Annotated in this window: 16 protein-coding genes; 1 reads left to right on the forward strand and 15 read right to left on the reverse strand. The window is 38.6% G+C overall.

The genetic code is table 11. The features are described 5' to 3' along the window. Positions 1-394: 394 nt before the first annotated feature. The 11 genes from AC0UA9_RS01960 to AC0UA9_RS02010 all read right to left on the reverse strand — a co-directional run bounded on the left by AC0UA9_RS01960 (position 395) and on the right by AC0UA9_RS02010 (position 14,197). Positions 395-3,016, reverse strand: coding sequence for a TonB-dependent receptor (locus tag AC0UA9_RS01960; protein ID WP_475656259.1), 2,622 nt, complete (start codon positions 3,014-3,016; stop codon positions 395-397). A 550-nt stretch (positions 3,017-3,566) separates the two neighbouring features. Continuing rightward, positions 3,567-4,892, reverse strand: a complete 1,326-nt coding sequence (locus AC0UA9_RS01965; RefSeq protein WP_475656263.1) for an amidohydrolase family protein — start codon at positions 4,890-4,892, stop codon at positions 3,567-3,569. 10 nt (positions 4,893-4,902) lie between these two features. Further along, the gene (locus tag AC0UA9_RS01970; protein WP_475656882.1) at positions 4,903-6,258 is read right to left on the reverse strand and encodes an amidohydrolase; all 1,356 of its coding nucleotides are present in this window, start codon (positions 6,256-6,258) and stop codon (positions 4,903-4,905) included. 570 nt (positions 6,259-6,828) lie between these two features. After that, positions 6,829-7,449, reverse strand: coding sequence for a protein-methionine-sulfoxide reductase heme-binding subunit MsrQ (msrQ, locus tag AC0UA9_RS01975; protein WP_475656265.1), 621 nt, complete (start codon positions 7,447-7,449; stop codon positions 6,829-6,831). Positions 7,450-7,556: 107 nt separating this feature from the next. Next, complete coding sequence (gene msrP, locus AC0UA9_RS01980; RefSeq protein WP_475656268.1) at positions 7,557-8,570, reverse strand: protein-methionine-sulfoxide reductase catalytic subunit MsrP; 1,014 nt, start codon at positions 8,568-8,570, stop codon at positions 7,557-7,559. A gap of 110 nt (positions 8,571-8,680) precedes the next feature. Then, on the reverse strand, positions 8,681-9,049 hold the full coding sequence (locus AC0UA9_RS01985; protein ID WP_475656885.1) for a glutaredoxin family protein: 369 nt from the start codon (positions 9,047-9,049) through the stop codon (positions 8,681-8,683). Positions 9,050-9,266: 217 nt separating this feature from the next. Beyond that, complete coding sequence (locus AC0UA9_RS01990) at positions 9,267-10,052, reverse strand: glucosaminidase domain-containing protein (protein ID WP_475656272.1); 786 nt, start codon at positions 10,050-10,052, stop codon at positions 9,267-9,269. 45 nt (positions 10,053-10,097) lie between these two features. Continuing rightward, complete coding sequence (locus tag AC0UA9_RS01995; RefSeq protein ID WP_475656276.1) at positions 10,098-11,303, reverse strand: DEAD/DEAH box helicase; 1,206 nt, start codon at positions 11,301-11,303, stop codon at positions 10,098-10,100. A 119-nt stretch (positions 11,304-11,422) separates the two neighbouring features. Further along, positions 11,423-11,881 (reverse strand): YehS family protein, encoded by a 459-nt coding sequence (locus tag AC0UA9_RS02000; protein WP_475656281.1) that lies wholly within the window; start codon positions 11,879-11,881, stop codon positions 11,423-11,425. Between the two features lie 180 nt (positions 11,882-12,061). After that, complete coding sequence (locus tag AC0UA9_RS02005; RefSeq protein WP_475656284.1) at positions 12,062-13,333, reverse strand: O-acetylhomoserine aminocarboxypropyltransferase/cysteine synthase family protein; 1,272 nt, start codon at positions 13,331-13,333, stop codon at positions 12,062-12,064. A 165-nt stretch (positions 13,334-13,498) separates the two neighbouring features. Beyond that, complete coding sequence (locus AC0UA9_RS02010; protein WP_475656287.1) at positions 13,499-14,197, reverse strand: glutathione S-transferase; 699 nt, start codon at positions 14,195-14,197, stop codon at positions 13,499-13,501. Positions 14,198-14,420: 223 nt separating this feature from the next. Here AC0UA9_RS02010 and AC0UA9_RS02015 point away from each other — a divergent pair, with 223 nt between their 5' ends. Further along, positions 14,421-14,939 (forward strand): prepilin-type N-terminal cleavage/methylation domain-containing protein, encoded by a 519-nt coding sequence (locus AC0UA9_RS02015; protein WP_475656289.1) that lies wholly within the window; start codon positions 14,421-14,423, stop codon positions 14,937-14,939. A 710-nt stretch (positions 14,940-15,649) separates the two neighbouring features. Here the strand turns inward: AC0UA9_RS02015 and AC0UA9_RS02020 are convergent. The 4 genes from AC0UA9_RS02020 to AC0UA9_RS02035 are packed head-to-tail and all read right to left on the reverse strand — an operon-like array spanning position 15,650 to position 22,362. Beyond that, positions 15,650-16,903 carry a hypothetical protein gene (locus AC0UA9_RS02020; protein WP_475656293.1) on the reverse strand — a complete coding sequence of 418 codons (1,254 nt, stop codon included), beginning with the start codon at positions 16,901-16,903 and terminating at the stop codon, positions 15,650-15,652. A gap of 2 nt (positions 16,904-16,905) precedes the next feature. Then, a complete protein-coding gene (locus tag AC0UA9_RS02025; RefSeq protein ID WP_475656298.1) occupies positions 16,906-18,000 on the reverse strand; it encodes a nucleoid-associated protein in 1,095 nt (364 codons plus the stop codon). A gap of 50 nt (positions 18,001-18,050) precedes the next feature. After that, positions 18,051-21,374: a type I restriction endonuclease subunit R gene (locus AC0UA9_RS02030; RefSeq protein ID WP_475656302.1), complete on the reverse strand. Its 3,324-nt coding sequence runs from the start codon at positions 21,372-21,374 to the stop codon at positions 18,051-18,053. A gap of 28 nt (positions 21,375-21,402) precedes the next feature. Continuing rightward, entirely contained in the window at positions 21,403-22,362 is a 960-nt protein-coding gene (locus tag AC0UA9_RS02035; RefSeq protein WP_475656304.1) for a virulence RhuM family protein/type II toxin-antitoxin system death-on-curing family toxin, read from the reverse strand. Position 22,363 lies beyond the last annotated feature (1 nt).

Raw genomic sequence — 22,363 nt, forward strand, 5'->3', positions numbered from 1 at the left:
TGAAAATCCGGTGATATCTCATCGGTTTTTTATCTCTAAGCGCCGTAAAGTCGTTAACCAACACATCAGGTTAGTTATTAAATTTTACTCTACTGATAACACCTTCTTCGCGACTCATAGCCTCCTTATTACTCTTTCGTGATTCTGACAGGTTATCCTCATATGTAACCTTTGCCTTTTCATCTCTTGGTTGGCTTTAGCAATTTCAATGGCAGTTAAATGTTGTAATTAATGGCTCTGGCGTTGCTCGCTGATACATAGGAAGGCTAGCGCCTTACTGAAAGTCATTATGTTAATAGCTCAAGTTCCAAGCTATCAAACAAAAAATGCCACTCACTTAACGTGAATGGCATTCTAGCTTTTGTTAAAACTTTACTATTACTAACGATACAACTTAGAAGCGTACAGCAACACCAAGTTTATAGCGTGCTTCACCTTCAAAGCTCCATACTGGGAAGTTATTTAACAAGTCTGGATTAGGTAAACTTGTTGATGCATCATTATTACCCAGTTGAATACTGTTTGCTTCTGTCAGGTTAATACCTTCAAATGTAACATCTAAGTAATCTGTTACTGAGTACGTTACGCTTAAGTCAAGAGATCCGTATGCTTTGTGCTCACGGTTACCATACCAGAAAGGTGCTTCACGAATAATAAACTCTGAACGCCAGTTATATGCTAAACGAGCTGAAAAATCATCATTTTCATAAAAGCCTACTAAGTTATAAGTATGCTTAGAAGAATCAGAAAATACGCCAACTCTGTCTGGGTAATTACCGCTAGGTGCTTTAGCATCTGCATAAGTATAGTTAGCTGAGTAACCAAAGCCATTATCAAAGGCATCTTGAATTTGAATTTCGATACCTTCAATAGAGCCACCACTACCGTTAGTAGAGGAACTTACTGTCCAGCAGTCATTCACACCTTCACCACAAGGAGAAACACCAGCATCAGGGTTAGTCTCGTAGACTGGAATGTCTATTCCTATTTGTTGGTTGGTTTGTTGCTGTGTAGAAATAAATGAGCTCACCTCTTTCATGTAGTAAGTTAAGCTAAGCATTGCGTCGTCACTAAAGTACCACTCAACGCCGATATCTGCTTGGAAAGCTTTAAACGGTTTTAAACCTACATTGCCCGTTTGTAATACTTCATTTTGTGGTCTGTTATCGGTGTAACCAGCTAAACTACGTGTAGCAAATAAATCAGCATAATTTGGACGAGAAATCACTTGTGCCGCTGAGGTACGTAAAATTAAATCATCGGCTAAATCCATGACAATGTTTATACTTGGCAGTACTTCGCTGTAGTCAGCTTTATCTGTTGTTATTGTCGTATCATATACACCTGTATCGCTTAAGTTGTAATAGTCTGAAGCAATATCTGTTGCAATATAACGTAAACCAAGGTTACCGCGAATACCATCGGTATCAAAACCAGCCATAACATATAATGCTGTGTTTTCTTCTTCAACTGTCCCGTAAGCTTGAGGGCGCTGTGTATAGCCTTCAGTCATAGCAAGTGAGTCAGAGATCATCAGGTCCATGTTTGGCTCAGGTATTATAAAACCACCACCAGCAGTCACGGTACCAGGGTAGTATTCTGACGCATCTCTTAATGGGCGTAAGTCTGCATTAACATTAGCACCATTACCATCTTGTACCACTTTATGATCAGCATAACGCAAGCCTGTCTTGATTGTACTAATCACACCAAACTCTACCGGAATTTCAAAATCAAAATTAAAATACGTTTCTTCGTCTGAGTCAGGGTTAAATTCTGGTGCCCATGTTTGAGGCCCCATAGTTTCTGGTAAAATACTTGAGTCGTATGACTGCTTAACTAGGTTATATTTAGTTTCGTCACCTGTCATATCAACAATGCCATCATAGTCAGCGTTGTTGCTTGTCCACTCACCATAGTTTGCTGTTACCACTTCACTTTCTGATTTTGTGCTACCTATGCGGCCACTGAAGGTAAAGGCGTTTGCTTCATATTTCCAGTCAAAATCAACTGTGTTAGAGTCCATTTTAGCTTTTCGCGCCCACGTTTGGAAAAAACCAGTGCCTGTGCCATCAATATCACGATAAGTACAGTTGCCTGATGCATTAGTTTGCTCACAAGAGCCTTCTCCTGGAAAAATTATAACTTGTGAGTTAGCATTGTTCGCACCAAAATCTAAAGACATTAAGCTTAAACCAAACTCTAATGAGTCTGTTGGGCGATATTGCATAGCCACATTAATGGCAGTACGATCACGGTCTTGTTGGAAAGTTGTTGGTGCCATACCACCAGACCAACCGCCTGATGATTCAATACCATTACGCTGATAGTTCGTTTCTGACATTGCCCCTGAAACTAAAACACCAAAGGTTTCGTTATCATTTTTCCAGCTATATAAACCTGAAAGCTCAGGATCTGTCTTTTCAGACACTGTACCGTAGTCACCTTTTACACTTGCAAATACAGAGTTAGCTTCTAGATCTAATGGCTTACGTGTTTTAACAATAACTGTACCACCAATACCGCCTTCAACAAGGTCAGCCTGTGATGATTTGTAAACTTCTAAACCACCTACTAATTCAGAAGGAAGCATTGAGTAGTTAAAGCTACGATCTACTGCTTGTTGGTCGAACCAACTTGTTGAGGCTACTGAGTGACCATCAAGTAATGTTCTTGTCAATTGCGCAGAAGCACCACGAATTGACACTTGTTGTCCCTGCCCAAACTGACGAGAAACACTTACCCCAGGAATGCGCGCGAGTGACTCACCAACATCGCCATCTGGAAATTTACCAACGTCTTCTGCAGATACAACGTCAACCACGGCATCAGAAAAACGTTTACCGTTTAATGATGCTTTTAATGAACCACGAATACCCGTAACCTGAATAACTTCAACATCTTTATCTGTAGCTGCTGCTTCTTCAGCGGCCATAGCCATTGGTGCAGCACCTGCAGCTAAAATGAGAGCAATTGAGCTCGATAACACGCCTTTTTTAAATGTTTTAGATGACATAATATTTCCCTTACACACGTTTGTTTTTTGAAAATGTATTTTTATACACTCATTAATACTATATTATTTTTCTATACTACGACAGCGTTGTCATTTAGTTGATGACAACGCTGTCATCAGTCAAGTTAAACCATAACGCTTATTTTTTCTTTTGGCTAGTGTATTTTCAAAAAAAAATGTTAATAAAACATCAAAACCATTATATATAGCTAAAAAATAACGACTTTTATTTTTTATTTAATTAATAAAAATTTAATATTTTTATCATTTCTAAGCAAAAAGTTTGTCAAAAACACAACAAACTGTTTGTTTAATCAGCGCAAATTGAGTTTTCAGTGCAAATTTTCAAGGGTATTTACCGACTAATGAGACATTTGTCCAACGACTATTTGGAACTATTAGTTGCGTTTTTATTATTACTTTACTGATTAACTGATATATTAACCGAAGATAAAAAAACGCGCAGTAACAATACTGCGCGTTTTTTCTTACGCTGCTTTTATACCGCATACTTTCTTCGGAGGTTGCTCATAGCCATTTTTTGGTTGTTTTATTTGCTATAGGCTCTTGGCATGTCGCTTTTACTCGTATAACGGTCACGTAAGGCATCTTGGCGAGATCGCGTTGATACTTGCTCACCGTTAATCCACATTAAGTCAACTTTAGTACTTAGCTCTAAAGGGTCACCGCTCCATAATACTAAGTCTGCTGTTTTCCCTACACCAATGCGGCCTGCATTTAGCTTGAACACATCCGCTACATTCGCTGTAAGCGCTGACAACGCTGTTTCTCTTGGCAAGCCATTCGCCACGGCAATGCCTGCATCAAAGCGTAACTGGTTAATATTATAACTATCACCATTAGGCGCTAATATAACGCTAACGCCTGCTTTCGCAAGTAGTGCCATGTTGGCTAATGAAGCATTTAATGAGTCAAAACTACTGGGTAAGTTGTCAATAGCGCTTAAAATAACGGGGACTTGTGCTGCGGCTATTTCATCCGCAATAAGTACCGCGTCACTTGCGCTAACAAGTACTAGATCAAGGCTATATTTTTTCTTAAGAGCGAGTAACGCCAACAAGTCTGTTGCTCGGTCGGCGTAAACTAATAATGTTTTCTCGCCTGACAATATGGCATTAACCGCCCGTTCATCACGTTTTAGTTCTTTAGCTTCTTTATCTGCCTTCGCTTTTTTATCTTTGGCATTGGCTAATGCCTTTTTCGCATCTGCCAGTCTGTAGTCAAGTTGCTGTAGTTTCTGTGCTCTAGAGCCATTAGTTTCAGCGCCTAAATATACCAGCACCCCATTTTTCTTCGCGGTAATACTGTTAAATTCACCTGATAAATTAGCGGCAAATGTTTGGCCAGCAAATAAGCCTTCGCCGCCGTGGGGAGCTGAAATATTAGTTGTGATCCCCCCTTTGCGTGCATAAGGAATTGCGCTCGACTTTGGGTTAAATGCTAAACTTGCATCAAAAGTAATATCGGCTTTTTTATCTTTGCCATCACGTGTTCTTGATACAGCGCCAACTTCAACTAAGCCTAAAGCGTTCATGCTGCCAATAAACCCTGGGGTTAGTATTCTTCCTTTAGCATCAATCACTTGATCTGCTTCAATGTGATCTGGTGTCTGCTGGTTGGAGTAAACTTGGGTTATTTTTCCTTCGTCAATAATAACGGTAGCTTGCGCTAATATACCCTGCTCGCTCGTCATTGTATAAACTGTGGCATTCGTAATGGCGGTACTTTTAGCTTGTGCTTGGCTGGTCATTAACACGAGTGCTGTAATAGCAGCAGGCACTAAAGCATTTAAATTGAGTAGTCGTTTTGTTAGTTGGCTCTGTGTTTTTGTTTGCGTATGTTGATTATGTTTCATAAGTTATCCCCTACTCTTGTCCTAAAAGAAAATCACTTTTCGCCTGATATTTTTCATCAAAACGATCATAGACTTTCGCACCATCAACAAAAACTTGCTCTGCTTGTGAATACACACTGAAAGGGTTGGTGTTCCACAAGACAACATCAGCATTTTTACCTACTTCTAAGCTACCTGTTTTATCAGCTATCCCGAGTGATTTAGCTGCATTAGCTGTAATCCACTTTATCGCGTCTTCTTCTTTTAAGTTAAAGCCATTATCATTCGCCCGGTATAACACTTTACCGGCTTCTTGATTTAAACGTTGAATGGTTGTCGCTGAGTCAGAGTGCACGATGGCACATGAGTTGTTAACTGAGTCAACAATTGCAACATTTTCATCAACCATGTCATACGCTTCCATTTTAAAGCCCCACCAATCAGGCCACATGGCAACACAATTGCCGTTAGCAGCGAGTTCATCTGCAATTTTATAGGCTTCAATGCCATGGTGAAAGGTGCCTGAGTCATAGTTAAATTCTTTCGCAATATCCATCATTACGGCCATTTCTTCAGCTTTATAACAATGGTTATGGATTAAAATTTCACCGTCAAGCACCCCCATTAAGGTGTCTAATTCAAGATCTCTTGTTGGCGCTGTCGGGTTTTTACCTGCTTGGTATTCTTTGTTGTATTTGTCCCAGGCACGTTTATATTCGGTGGCTTCTGCCCATGCTGCTCTATAGCCAGCTACATTGCCCATACGGGTTGAAGGTAATTGTTTTCTACTCCCATAAACACGCTTTGGGTTTTCACCACAGGCCATTTTTAAACCATAGGGGGCATCAATAAACTTCATTGATTGCATTGTATGGCCGGGTACATTGCGTAAGGTAACACCACGACCACCAAATAAATTGGCTGATCCTGGTAATATTTGCAAAGTGGTTACCCCGCCTGCTCTGGCTGCTTGAAACCCTGGGTCTTGTGGCCAAACACTGTGCTCTGACCAAACTTCTGAGGTGTTGGGTGATGTCATTTCATTACCATCAGAATGCGACTCAACACTTGGGCTTGGGTAAACACCAAGGTGTGAATGAACATCAATAATGCCAGGAGTTAGCCATTTGCCCTTGGCGTCAATCACAGTGACATTGGTTGCGCTTAAGTTCTCCCCTACTTGTTTAATTTTACCGTCCATAATAAGTACATCGGCATTATTGAGCCGCTCACCCACACCTGTTAAAACGGTTGCATTCGTGAATAAGGTATTCTGGTGTGGTAATGCTTGGTAGGTACTTGGGAAAGGGTTTTTATTGATGGTCACTTTATCATCTTGTTTTTCATTGGGTGAACACGCAGTGATAGTTAATGACACGGCCGCCATCACTAAACTGAGCGTTATTGCGTTTCTTTTCATGTTTATTCCTTGAGGTACATAGTAAGGTTCATCGTTATTCAACTTGTGTTAGAAAACAGGCTGTTGGCATTGTAGGCGGTGTTTTTTTAAGCTTTTAAAACCCCCTTTCCCTACTAGCAACGCTATCTTTTCTGTTGAAAATATAAAACGCGTTTTAATATTGTTAGTTATATCGCGCTTTATAGGCTTAATTGAATAGTGTAGACCGAAAAAGAATATTATGTTTGCCCTTTAACGACAAGCGCTTAATAACAGATAACAGGGCTTTAAGACGGATATTCGACCAATGGTAGAAAAAGTACGATGGTTGGCTTAGTCATACTGCAATTAACCAAGCGCTAACGATAAATAAATTCCGACAGTTTAGTGAAACTGATGTGATTATTGCCTTGCTATACGCTAACAATGTGCCATGAGTGACGTTGTTATACACAATCTCAAATGGCAGAAGAGCAAAATGATTTTTTATCTTGTTTGTTGCAAAGAACAAGGAAAACTAGTCAAAAAGTAAATATTTCAGTCATGGCTAGGCTGTTTTTACTGGCTTTTTTTACTGGTAAAGCGATTTTTTACATAACGTGTCATTTTTTTATACCTAAATAATAATAAAGTTATCGCCAAGGCAAAATATAACAAAGGAGAGGTTAGCTCTGATTTAACTGACCAATAAAAATGCAGGGTGACCAGCATAATAATGAGATAGCTCATGTTATGTAAACGCTGCCACGACTTACCCATTTTACGTTTTAGTGTATCCAATGAAGTAATAGCTAAGGCCGTTAGCAGCAAAAAAGCAATCATACCAACAGTAATATAGGGCCGCTTAATTACCTCACTAATAAATAATATGCCATCAAATTGTACTTCAAAGCTAAGAAAATTTACTAAATGCAAAACCGCATAAGTATAGGCATAAAGCCCAAGAAGCCGCCTCACTTTTAATAGTTTACCTTGCTTTGTTATTTGAGCTAAGGGGGTAATTGTTAAGGTGACTAACAACAAATTAAGTGCGCCTATCCCTGTAAAGTGAATAACAGCCTCTACCGGATCTGCGCCTAATTTATCTTCAAAGGCTAAATAATATAGATTAACTAAAGGGATTAGCGCCCCTAAATGAATAAGCACTTTTAGGCAAAATATTGTTTTATTATTTGTCATAATGAATAATTTCAAGTTAAAGTGCGAACAACTTATTACCTCGCAGAACCATAAACCGGCGTAAAAAGGTAAGGTATTAACAGGTGATCACGCCATGCTATAGGGTATTAATAGTATTTTGACAAGTCCATGCCTTGATAAAGGCTTGCAACTTGTTCGCCATAACCATTAAACGGTTTTGTGGCAATACGGTTTCGTGCAAATAAACCACCGGTTGTTATGTGGCGCTCACTTGCTTGGCTCCACCTTGGGTGGTCATGATTTGGGTTAACATTGGCGTAAAAGCCATATTCATTTGCTGCCAGTTTATTCCATGTTGTTGGCGGTTGGTGCTCTACCAATTTAATACCAACAATGGATTTAATACTTTTAAAACCGTATTTCCACGGCACAACGAGGCGAATAGGGGCACCATTTTGCGGTGGCAGCGTTTTACCATATAAGCCAACACTCATTAATGTTAAAGGGTGCATTGCTTCGTCGATACGTAAACCTTCTACGTAAGGAAATTTAATACCGCCTCCCAAGCGCTTGTCTGCTTGTCCGGGCATTTGCTTAGGGTCGTAAAGTGTTTCAAAGGCGATATATTTTGCACGTGAATTTGGCGATACTTTTTTAAGTAAACTCGCCAACGAAAAACCTATCCAGGGAATAACCATTGACCAAGCTTCAACACAGCGCAAACGGTAGATACGCTCTTCTAATGGAAACATTTTGCTTAAATCGTCATAATCAAGGGTGATTGGGTTATCACATTCCCCTGAAATTTTTAATTGCCAAGGGTTAACCTTAAATGCTTGTGAGAGCGCAATGGGTTGATCTTTTTGCGCGCCAAATTCATAAAAGTTATTATGCGAAATAACTTTTCTCTCGGGCGTTTTCAATAGGGTTTGATTTAAATTATCTGGCTGATAACTAAGCGCTTTTGTTTGAAAGCTTGCTTGTTTTTTATCAGTAGAGAAAAAGCTCGCTTGCGCATTGGGTGTTACAGTAGCATTTAATAAAGCGCCTGCGCCTAAAAATCCCATTTGTTTTAATAAGCTGCGACGCGCAAGGTAGACCGACTCATCAGTAACGTTAGCGTCGGTCAATGTATTGCTAGTAGGTATTTTAATTAACATATCAGCTCTAAATATCGATAGTTTATATCCATAGTATAGTAGACACTGATAACGCAAAAATTATTTCAGTAAATGTATTATGTTAATTGGATTTTTGTGCGAGCCAAAAGCTAGGCTGTTTTTACAAGCTGTTGCAGGTGTGAAATGATATCAGTAGACTCATAAAGCCACTGTACTTCACCAGTCGTTTTTTCAATACGTAAACAAGGGACTGTGCGTTTACCGCCCTCACGTATTAGCTCTTCACGGTAATCGTTTACTTGATTTATATTACGCAGTGCTATATTTATCCCTTCGCGCTTCATCGCACGACGTACTTTGACACAAAAAGGACAGCTAGGTAGTTGATACAAGCTTAAGTGTTGAGTTACCTCATCAATTTTTTTTTGCTCAGCTACTGTTCTTTTAGGTGAGCTTGGTGAAAATATAAAGTTAAGTAATAAAATAAGACGGCCTATTGGCCAGCGTATAAGCGACATAATCATAGTAGGAGTTCTATCGTAGAGTTTGTGATAATACGGTATAAATAAGTGAGTAAACTCTATTATTTATACTGCGAATAACTGGCTCTAAGCATATCTTGCTCTTAGAGCCCAATTGAGCATGAGAGTCTAACATAAACTCACTTTATTAGCCTATAAGACTCACATTAAAGTGTTTAGCGTTAAGTGCTAAGAGCTCAGCTTAAGTAAGGGGTTATTTAGCTTCTATGTTTAGATCATATTGCTCAAGTTTATTAAATTTAATCATCTCACGTAATTCTGCTATATATTCCGCCCCGCGCTCAGAGTAACGACTTAAACCAGCCGCTAAGGCAACGCCTGTTACCGGCATATTTTTAGCACTTAATTGTGTGCGAATTTCACGCAGTGACTGATAAGCAGGATGACTATTTAAGTTTAACATGTAACTTTCAAGCGAGGCTTGGGGGGAGTCAAATGCGGCAACCTCATGGGTTTTTCCTGAGTCTCTTTTTGTTGGAACAAGGCCGCACCCCTGTTCAAAGCACCATTGGCCAAAGTAGTTATTGGCTAATTTGGCAAACCTTGATGTCCCCCAAGCGCTTTCATTAGCAGCTTGCGCCAAAATAAGTGAGGGTGGTAGCACATTCACTTTGTTAATGAGCACTTGCCAAGTTGCGTCATCCTTGATACTAAAGTTTGTCACGCGGTACGCTGTTGCTAAATCAGTTAATTTTCGAGTATCCCACCAGCCTAGGTTATCTTGATTTTTATACCAGACTTTGAGTTGTTTTCTGGTATTGGCTATCGCTTGATTATTATTTTTAATTAGGGGAACAAAGTAGTTAAAAAATGCCGTTTTTCTTTCACTTCCTGCTTTATATCCTTCAAAGTTAGGCACACTGTCCTTTGGTGAAAAAAATACGAGCCCAATCACGGTCAATAACACAACGGCTACCAGTACATGATAAGTTGTCAGATATTGCGTAGTAAAAAACTTTTTATTGGTTGGCTTTTTCATATACTACCTCGGGCTGATTAACGGTGCAGCGATTTTCAACACCACTTATTGTGCAGTTCGCTTGTTTTTAGGCACATAGTCTACAATAGAAACAGGCACCACTTTTTTCACCTCAAAACCTGCGAACGTTTTACGCACAATAACATGCCTTAGGCGGCTTTCAATAGCACATAAGTTTCGAAAGTTATCTTTTGAAACCAACGAAACAGCCTCGCCCGATGCGCCAGCCCGGCCTGTGCGCCCTATGCGGTGAATATAATCGTCAACTTGATCGGGCAAATCATAGTTGACTACTCGTTCAAGCGCGCCAATATCAAGGCCACGCGCAGCAATACCAGTAGCCACTAAAAAGTGAATTTTTCCGTTTTTAAAGTCGCTTAATAATTGCTCTCGAACTGCTTGAGTTCTACCACTGTGAATTGACTCAGCTTTTATGCCTCGTTTTTCTAATTGGCTAACCAGTTTGGCTGCGCCATGCTTGGTTTCAATAAAAATAAGCGCCTGTTGCCATTTTAGCGTGGTAATTAAATGGCTAAGCAATGCCGATTTATTACCTTTGTCTGTGGTCACTAACCATTGTGCTATTTTGGGTGTTGCTGCCTTGTTTTGGCTAAGTGAGATTTCTACTGGTGCATTAATTGTTCTTTTCGCCAAGGCTCGCACGTTATCTGACATAGTGGCTGAAAATAGTAAGCTCTGTCTTTGTCTGGGTAAACGTTCAATAATTTTGTTAATGTCGTTAATAAAGCCCATATCAAGCATTCTGTCTGCTTCATCTAGCACTAGCATTTCAAGTTCGTCAAAATGTAGGGCGCGCTGATGTGCCATATCTAAAAGTCTGCCTGGGGTTGCCACCATGATATCAACGCCCCAGATCAAACGCTGTTTCTGTTCGCTTGCATCAATACCGCCATACATAGCCATAGCGCTTAGGTTTAAATACTTACCGTAATGGCTAATACTTGCTTCAACTTGCGCTGCTAATTCACGGGTTGGTACTAAAATAAGCGCCCGGATACGCTTGCCTCTAAGTTTGCGATTATTTTTTAATTGCTTTGCGCTTAGTTGCTCTAACAGTGGTAAAACATAACTTGCAGTTTTACCAGTACCTGTTTGCGCGCCAGCAATAAGATTTTTCCCTGACAATACAATCGGTATCGCCTGTTTTTGAATAGCAGTTGGCTGGGCGTAAGCTAAATCAGCAACGGCGTTTAAAATAGGTTCAGATAAACCAAGTGTGGAAAATGACATGTAGGTCTCAGCTTAGTGAGTGTATGCGGCGCTAGTAGACAGCCGCAATATAAAATAAACAGACGTGGAACACACCAGTAGTGCTAAGCAAAGCGACACTAGCTAAAGTTAGAGAGAGTTTACTGTTGTGCTTGAATTTTTAACCCGTTAAGAAACGTTGAAAGCACTTCGTCACTACAGTTCTTATAGTGTTTGTGATGGATATTTCTAAAAAAGGCACTTAGCTCGTATTTACCTAAGCTTAAACCTGCCAGTTCAAGGATGCTGATCACCTCATCGGCCTTTAAGGCAAACGCTATCTTTAATTTATTAAAAATAGCATTATTACTTAACACTTGTTCGGTTGGGTGGCTTGGGCCATCTTTTGCCCCCCTTTTATCGGTAATTAAACCGTTTAGAAAACTCGCCAATTCACTATCTGATAAAGCTTGGTATGCGCTATCGTCTTTTTCTTTATAAAAAGCTGCTAGCTGCTCTGCCGTTATAACACAATGACCTAAAGCAAACACGGTAAGTGTTTTTTCATCATTAAAGTTTACAATTGTGCAGATGCGACGAAGAAGATCATTGTTTATCATTAATTTTGCCTAGTGCTAATATCATCTAAAGATATAAAAGTGAAAGTGCTTATAGTTAGTGCTTAAGTATAACGTTTAACTGCCTATAAGCGCTATAACATTCATACAAAATGTGAAATTAGCATAGTACAATAACTCCCGCACCTAACGCTATAAGTGGGGTATTATTGTACTAAGTAGTTACGCTTTTGCTAGTGCTTGCTCAATATCAGCAATAATATCGTCAATATGTTCAATACCGACTGAAATTCTTACTAAATCTTCAGAAACACCGGCTGATTTAAGCTCTTGTGCATTTAGCTGTCTATGAGTTGTTGAAGCAGGATGACACGCCAACGATTTTGCATCACCTATATTGACTAGGCGTAATATCATCTCAAGGGCGTCAATAAATCTTCCGCCTGCACCACTGTCGCCTTTTATACCAAAACTTAATATACCTGACGCTTGTCCGCTAGTAATTTTTTTACAAAGCGTATTATAAGGGCTATCAGACAGTCCGGCGTAATTAACCCAACTTATTTTATCGTGATTATTGAGGTAATTAGCTACTTTTAACGCGTTTTCACAATGACGTTCCATACGTAAACATAAAGTTTCTAAACCCTGCATAATTAAAAATGCACTGTGTGGTGATAATGCTGCCCCAGTATTTCGAAGAGGGACTACACGACAACGGCCAATATAGGCCGCTGGACCTAATGCTTCGGTATAAATAACATCATGGTATGAAGGATCAGGCTCGTTTAACATTGGGAACCTGTTTTTGTTACCAACCCAATCAAACTTACCTGAGTCAACAATTATACCGCCAATTGTAGTGCCATGACCGCCAATATATTTTGTTAATGAATGAACAACAATATCTGCACCATGCTCAAACGGGCGACACAAGGCTGGACTTGCTACGGTATTGTCAACAATTAAGGGGACGCCATGTTTATGGGCAATTGCAGCTAGTGCTTCAATATCAATAATATTGCCCGCAGGGTTACCAATAGATTCACAAAAAACAGCCTTGGTGTTTTCATCAATTAATTGGTCAAATGACGCTAAATCATCACCCGAAGCAAACCTTACTTCTATGCCTTGTCTTGGTAAGGTGTGGGCAAATAAATTATAAGTACCACCATAAAGCTGGCTGGTACTGATAATATTATCGCCTGCAGCCGTAATTGCTTGAATTGCGTAAGTAATGGCTGACATACCAGAAGCAACCGCCAAGCCAGCAATACCGCCTTCCATTTCAGCAACACGCTGCTCTAAAACGTCGGTTGTTGGGTTCATGATGCGGGTATAAATATTGCCTGGCACTTTTAAATCAAATAAGTCAGCACCATGTTGTGTGTTATCAAATGTATAAGATGTTGTTTGATAAATAGGCGTCGTTGCAGATCTGGTTGTCGGATCAGATTCATACCCATGATGTAAGGCTAATGAGGCTAATTTCATAAAAATTCCTAATGTTGGTTAATGAAAGTAAATTTACGTTAACTTACCCTAATACTAAAAAGGTTTAAACTCAAATACACAAAAGTATCTGCTAAAAAACTTACCTGAGGCCAAGTCATGCATAAACAGTATAACTTTGCTTTTTTCGGTTAACAAAAGGCTGCTTTACCCTAATGTAATTATTTCATTACTGTCTAACCACAGTGGGTGTTTAAACATAATTTTTGAAAACATCAGGCTTTGTAAGTAGTGATTAAGCCATTGACGAAGTTTAGGGTAAGGGGATTGCCAATACCACTGTCGCTCTACTCTTGCAAATTGCCTAATGAAAGGGAGCAAAGCAAGGTCAACTAAGCTTTCTTTATTTGACATAATAAACTTGTGTTGAGTTAAGCGCGCTTCTATATTTTCTATGTATTTCTCACACGCTTGTCGACACTCAATAAGGTTGTCTTCGTGATAACGCTTCGCGCATCGGTACGCTGCTAAATGTTGTTTAAATTCATGGTCAAATATAGCGATTAAGTTAAGCATATCAACCAAGTTATCTTTCCCTTCAACATTAGCATGACGGTGTAAAAGATCATCAGGATCATTTTGTTTTAAAGCCCATAGCATAATATCTAAGCTTTCATCAATAACTTTTGTTGGTGCTTGCGCTTGTTCAAGCACCAATACTGGCACTGTCCCTTTAGGTGATGCCAACAGCATTTCGGCTGGTTTATTACTTAGTACAATGTCTCGCAGTTCAACTGGGTAGCCAGATTTAAATATTGCGAGCCGCGCACGCATAGCGTAAGGACAATTGCGCAGTGAGTAAAGTACGGGGAGTTGCTTGATTGCAGAGGAATTATCTTTAAACATTACCTTTAAAATACACCTTAAAGTGTTACCTTGAAATATTGCCGTTAAATATTACAGCACGCTACACATTAAACAGTTGGTTTTTTGTTGCCATACAGGTACAGTATGCGCCTTATCGTATCATTTATTATGACTGCATTGTCATTAAAATTGATTGTGTTACGTGCGCCATGCTCTAGCGGTAATGCTGGAACAGTAATAATTTATCCCCTGTGTGTGTAAAATGAATAAAAGCAAAGGTTTTACCTTAATTGAATTAATTATTGTTATTGTCATACTAGGGGTGTTGTCTGTTACCGCGCTGCCTAAGTTTATTAACCTGTCAAAAGATGCAAAAGTAGCTGTATTAACCCAGTTTAGCGTTAGTGCTAAAGCCGCTAATGATTTTATTTTTCTCAAGTCGAAAATGCCCAGTTACACAACTTTTCCTGTACTTAACCGCCCAGATTTAGTTGATATAGATATGGATAAAAATGGCGTTATTGATCTTAATGGCCCAGACTTAAGGTTGCTTTATTCTTACCTTGATAACCACGAAATATATAAACAAGTACAAGTGTCTGGGCAATTTGAACTGTCTGGTGATAAAGTATTTGAAGAGCAAGGAAAAGACTTTGTTTATATTGGTTATGATCTCAATAATAATAACCAAGTCAGTGACGACAACTGTTACTTTAGATACACTCAAGCACAATCAGAAACTATTCCCCCTGCGTACGATCTTATTACTGATGGTTGTTAGCGGTTAATTTGTTGGATAAACCATAAGCTGACATAAAGTTTACAGCTAACTGCTTGATTTATATAAATCACTAATGTTCACCCTCAAGGTAAATTAAATAATAAAATGACATGAAAACTAAATTTTAAAGCATATATTGACAATTTATAGAACCAAGATGCAGGTTAGCTTAACACTGTTATATCGCTGCTGAAAGTTAGTTACGAGTATAATCTAATTTTTATAGTCTACACATTCAAGTACATACAAATTATTTAACTTTACTTCCATGATTTGCAGTATGTTTTTAAATTGATTAATCCTACTATAAATCAATCTTTATTACTGGGAAGCAATTCATGAACACAGTAGTCTCCGATTGGCAAGTTGTTACCATTGTTGATGAAAACGCTCATTCAGTCGGTGACGTTCTTTTTTGCATGTCTATTGAAGATACTCGCAATCACTGCCATCCGGAAGCGATTATATCTTTACTTCGCGTATAACCCACTTCAACACTTATACATGCTTGATCAAAACGATAACTGGTAGCCTTTATCAAGTAATAGATGAGGGTAAACGAAGTAGCATATCACTTCATTATTTTTCTTTGCTTAGACAGGGTTTCAGCCCTGAGCAAATTAATGCGTTAAAAAGCTTAGCTATGACCACGGCACACTAATCAATATTTCAACTGTGAAACAGAATACCATATAAAATTATAATTCAAATCAATATGGCCAAAATCGTAGTACAAAAATATAAGTTGCAATAATACTAATGCTCCATCCTAAGATTCTCGTACCATGCAATGTTCTGTTTAACAACGTGGATTGATTTTCAATTGTTGTTTTAGCGTCATCCAAGCACTCTTTAAGTTGCTGAGGATAACCATTACGTTTTAGTTCAAACTCCCCAAATATCATGTCTCGACTTGAATCAATGTTCCTCTTAAGAAGAAGTTGGCTTCTGACAAGTCCACTAATTATCATAGAAACCAATATCGTTCCTATAACGAATAAAATCGATTCTTCAACTGTTTTCAACTTATCCATTGTAAGTAGCGCAGCAAATGACAAAGGAATACTGAATAACTTTCCAGTCACATCACTCAAAACTTTCGAAAGGGAACTTGCAATTTCAACTTCCGCTTTAGCCAGCTCATTTCTTAGTTTACTAAATGAAAAGCCACTAATATAAACATCAAAATTTTGCTTATATTTTGCTAGTAACTCTTCCCAATTGTTGAGTATGTACTTGAATGCTTTTTCCCCCTTGGGAACCGACTCTATTGTTTCAGCTAGGCATAATCTAAACATACTCGCTTTTTCTTGAGCATGAGACTCTGCACGTTGCTCAGCATGAACTATATCTTCCAATGTACGTAAGTCTAATACTTCCCCATCTAGGTCACATTGCTCAAATTTTGTATCTAGAACAACAGGGTGATAACCGTTTTTGGATGAATCATTAATAACAAAAACTAACTGATACGTATCAGCCTGACTTTTTTCATCATGATAATGGGCGACTTGAGACAATAATTTTATTAACTGACAAATATTATTTAGCCTTTGCCCCATAACATTAATCGTATCGGATTCTACTAACAGATCCGCATTTGCTATGTAATAGCATTCAGGTGAGTCGCCCTTATAAACGGTTTTTCTACTGCTAAGTAACTGCTCGAAGCTCTGATAAAAATGTAGGGAACCACTAGTCGAAAGTGCCCAAGTAAATTGTATGCATTGACCTACCTGAATTTTTTGATTGTCACTTAAGTCAGAATCATCGACTAATATTTCATCAAACTTGCCAACAGATTTATCAAGCAACAAACTCTCTTCAATAGTCGATATTAATTTATCATCCGCATTTAACTCGGCCTCAAATCGACTATCCGAAATAATTGGCAAGCCAGCAGCCCTGTATAGGCTGACTACTGATTGTAAAGAGTTATCAATGTTATTAGATTTGGTTACCATCGCTACTCATCCGTAATAGCTGATTTAGTTTCTTCCGTTAGATTATTAATGACCAAACGATTATTTGTTTTGTCGTACCAAATTTCAGCGTTTTCTGTTAAGCCTAACGCATGCTTTTCAAACTGAAACTGCCAGTTAGCCGTTTTAAGTTTAATTTTTGCATGTTTATTAATAGTAGCTAGATGAACCCTAAACTCACTAGGAACCTGCACATCTTCACTATTTAGATGTTCAGCAAGCTCCTTCTCCATTTCATTTCTTTTGTCATCATCATAATTTGCTGGAAGATGTTTTCTTGCAATACCAGTTAAATCATTAATTGATGCAGCTCTCTTTTGGTCATAGCATTCTCTTAAGTATGAGAAAACTCCAGCTTTTAGTTCTTTAACATTAGCTTTCAGCTCTGGGTTCTTACGAAAGAATTTTGCCATTTCTTTACATGCAGAATCAGTAGCACGACTAGCTGCAACCCCACCACTGCACCCCAATGCTTTAATAAAATAGCCTGATGCACTTTGATTTGTTCTTGGGCTGACAAAACTTAAGTAACTAAACTGATCTTTGTCCTCTCCTTCTGCTTCTTCGTGCTGTAAATATCGTTCAACGTTTATTCTTGCTGCTTGGTGAAGTTTGCTAAGATCTAATTCTTGAATACCGACAGGTTCAAGGTTTTCATTTAATTGAATTCCTTCACGCTGTTTGATCATAGCAACTAGCAAAAATGGCTTAGCATCACTTACGTAAGATGCAAATAAGATATAACCACCAGAAGCAAAATTCACATCTCGCGCTTTATTCTGCAAAGAGCTCATCGCGGTTTTAGTTAATTCAATGAAATCCAGTTTTTCCTGTTTTCCAAACCTAAACTTCTCAAATTTTCCGGGAAAGTAACCTCTTTCTTCTTGAGTAGAAGCAAACGTACCAAAAATAGCATTATTATCTTTAGTCCCATAAAGACCAATTACACCATCAACAAGTTTTTTAACCGATTCCATTTCACAGTTTAAGGTGTCTTCTTTGATTACAGGTTTTTGAATAGGCTGCTTAGATTCTTTACGTAAATGATGTATTACTACGTGTTTATATTCAACTGCCACTCTTAGTATTCCTTATATAAATTAACTAGTTCCTTAGCCCCTAACGGCAACTAAGCAGCTCTATTCTTTTTAAAATTCTCAGCCTGCTCGAAGATTTCTTTATATACTTCATCGCGGCTTACTGGTGGGTAGCCAAACTTAGCTAGTAACATTATCAGGTCTACTTTTAGCTCGGCCTTTATGTCATCACGTTGATTCCAGTCGGTATATTTAGCTTTATCATCAACAACACCTTTAACCGCTTGAGCTAGCTCTAATAGCTTGTCTTCTGGGTATTCAAAGTCATATTTAACGGCTAGTGAATGTAATATGTCGTAGAAGGCTTTTTCTTCTAGGTTAATGCCCATGTCCTCAAACGATCCCATTTCAGTTTTAAGATCTTGAAACATATTGATGATTTCATCAGAAAAGTCTTCAAGTACATCACTGACGAGAACGTCTTCTTCTTTGCGCTCGTTGTACTGATCTACTAATGATTTAAAGCGCTGTGAAAAGTCGATGGCTTTCATTTTGTTAACTTGCTTAAATTCACCAATAGCCTTAGCTAACATCTGCTGGAGTAACTTTATCTTGGTATTAGGTAGTTTTATTTTTTCTATTTTGGCGAGGTAGTCATCATCAAAAATATCAACACCATCACTCTTGTTATGTGAGTCTTGCCCTAGTTTAAAGATCTCTTCTACACCATCACTTTTCAGTGCATCAGCGATCATCTCACGTACTTTGGCATTCATTTGGGCGGTATCAGGGGCATCGCCTTTTGTTAGCTTATAAACAATAGAGCGAACCGCCATGTAAAAATGAATAGTGTCGCGTTCTTTTTGGATGATTTTTTCGCTACCACAACATACGTCATAAGCGGTTTTAAGGCGTTTAACTAATGCCATAAAACGGTGTTCTAGCTTTTGCGTTTGCAGTACAAATTCAGCGGCATTATTTAAACAATTAAGTTGTGCTACAGGCTTGCCAGTAAAATATGGAGCTTCATCAAACTGATGCATCAGCTTACCTAAAAGATCTAAGTGATCTTTTACCACAATCACTGACTGTACAATATCTTCAAAGTTGCTGACATCTGTTTTTGAATACTGGGCTAACGCTTTATTCATTTGAGTTTTAATACCAATATAGTCAACCACCAAGCCTTTGTCTTTTCCTTCAAACTTACGGTTAACGCGAGATATAGTTTGAATAAGGTTATGTCGCTGTATTGGCTTGTCGATATAAATGGTATCTAAGAAAGGTACATCAAAGCCTGTTAGCCACATATCAACCACTATGGCTATTTTGAAATTCGATTTTTCATTTTTGAATTGAGTATCTAAATCTTGACGGTATTTTTTACTGCTTACCTTTTTACTGCCCAGAAGATCCCACAAATCTTTAGGATCATCTTTACCACGCGTCATCACCATTTTAACGCATTCCATTGGCTTGGCTAATTTACCATCACTGATGGCTTTTTTACGCTCTTCTTCTGTATATTGATTATTGCCTTCAGCTTCTTCTACAACAAACCACTGTGGGCGTAATTCTTTTAACTCTTGATAAAATAAATACGCCACCTCACGCGCTGAGCTTACAAACATAGCCTTACCTTTAATAGTAGCGCCTTCATCAACACGGCTTTCATAATGCGCGACAAAGTCTTTTGCTAACGCATGAATACGATCAGGATCACCAAGAATAGAAGTCATGTTAGCTGATGCTTTTTTACTTTCTTCTATCTGATGTTCGTTACTACCATCATCTGCGCACTGCTGGTAATACGCTTCAATTTCATCTAGCTTGGCATTATTTAGAATAACCTTAGCCGCCCGGCCTTCGTAAACAATGCGCACGGTTATTTCATCTTTAACCGATTCAGTCATGGTGTAACTATCAACCACCTGACCAAATACATCAAGGGTGGCGTCTACTGGCGTACCAGTAAAACCAACGTATGTAGCATTGGGCAATGACTCATGTAAATACTTAGCAAAACCATAGGTTTTCTTAACCCCCTTTTCAGTAACTCTTACTTTTTGGTCAAGGTTAGTTTGGCTGCGATGCGCTTCATCTGAAATACAAATAACATTACTGCGATTGGTTAATAATTGCGTGTCTTCAGTAAACTTATGAATAGTAGTTAAGAACACACCGCCACTGTTGCGACCTTGTAATTGCTCACGTAAATTATCTCTGCTAGTAACAGTTAGAATAGTTTGGTCGCCAATATAAGTTTTGGCGTTAGTGAACTGTTTAGATAGCTGATCATCAAGATCGGTTCTGTCGGTAATTAACACAATGGTTGGGCTTTCAAACTCAACACTTTTCATTAACAAGCGCGATAAAAATTGCATGGTAAAACTTTTACCACAGCCAGTAGCGCCAAAGTATGTACCACCTTTGCCATCACCTTGCGAGCCATCAGCCCTTGTATAGCCTTTTCTGCTGGTTTTAATACTTTGATAGAGCTTTCTAGCCGCATAATATTGCGGGTAGCGGCAAACAATTTTAATTTCTGCTTTTGAGGTATCAGGGAAAAAGACAAAGTTGCGGATAACATCACGTAAACGGGCTTTATTAAACAAGCCCTGCAACATAGTGTGCAGTGAATTAATACGCTCTTTTTCTATTGACTCATTACCCGTGACTTTACGCCAAGCGTAGAAAAATTCATAAGGGGCATATAAGCCGCCCATTTTGTTATTCACGCCATCACTGATGACGCAAAATGCGTTATAAACAAATAACTGAGGTATAGCTCTTTTATAGCGAATTGTTAGTTGCTTCCAAGCATCATGAATTGATGCTTCTTCTTCACGAATGGCGCTCTTAAACTCGAATACCACCACTGGTAATCCATTTATGTATAAGATGCCGTCTGGAATACGTTTTTCGCCATCAGCACCTTCAATTTCAAGCTGATTAACGATTCTATAAATATTACTATCGTTATAATCGCCTATAGGTTCTGCTACCTGTGGTAATTCAATATCAGCACTTTGAATCAAGTGTGGGAGAATAGACTGAACAACATTGGTGTAATCTACTAGCTGAATGTAGAGATCTTTCTGAGTATGGTCTTCTCGCTTTAACAGAAATCCGTCACTTAACCATTTACAGAAGGTTTTATTACTCTCGTATAAATCGCTCGCGGGTAGTGATTCAATTTGCTTAATAATTGCATCAATCTCACCACTGGTAATATTATCAACTTTATATTTTTGCGCTAAAAACTGGCGTAAATCCGTCTTAATAAGTACTTCAGACTTATCACGTTCAGAGCCATCGGTATTTAAAATAGCACTGCCATGAACATAAGAAAAACCTTGTTCACCCAGTAATTCAATAATGGCTGCTTCTAGTTGCGCTTCTGTAAACTTTTTCAAAATCAATCCTTTAGTTAATTTATCCGATCTAAGCCAACATATTCATAATTAACCTAATGATGGTTTCTTTTTGATCTGCTGCCGATTCAGCCACAAGCAGTGTTAAAGCCGCCAAGCCGGTATCATTTATCACTGGCTCACCACTGGTTCGATACAAATGATCGTTACGATAAAGAAAATCGACAAATAAAAAGGCACCACTACGCTTATTGCCATCTGAAAAAGGATGATTTTTCACCACAAAATAAAGCAAATGCGCGGCTTTACTTTCAATGGTTGGATAAGCTGGCTCTCCAAACACGGTTTGTTCTAAATTTCCTAATAAACTATCTAAACCATCACCACGCGGTTGAGCAAATAATTGCGTTGCTTCACCTCTGGCGATTAATTGTGCTTTTAACTCGTTAAGCGCTTGCATCGCTTGCGTATGCGTAATGAGTTTGCCACCGTTTGTACCGCTAGGTTCGTCTAACAAACCCTCATCATAACGCTGCAACCATAAAAACGTTTGCGTATAACGGCTAACAATTTCGGCTAAGCCTTTGCTTTCTTTTGCTGCTATTTCTGGACTGCTGAGGGCTTTATTAATTAACGCCAGTGCTTGTTCTAATTCTTTGGCGTTTTTGTCAAAACGTTGTTGGTTAATGGTATAACCTTTGACTAAATACTCTTTTAAACGCGCCGTTGCCCAACGTCTAAATAATACACCTTGTGGCGATTTAACTCTGTAACCAACTGAAATAACGGTATCTAAATCATACAAAGCCACTGGTTTATCGGAAGAAGCAATATGCATTTTTTGCATATTGCTTTTTTCATCTATTTCACCTTCTTTGATAGCGTTGCGAATATGTCTTGAAATCACCGACTGGTCTCTAGCAAACAATTCAACCATTTGTGCTTGGTTAAGCCAAATCGTTTCATTTTCAAAACGAACCTGAATTTCTGCTTCTCCCTTTTGCGTTTGATACAGCGCTATCTCATTCATA

Source organism: Colwellia sp. F1 (genome assembly GCF_056238625.1).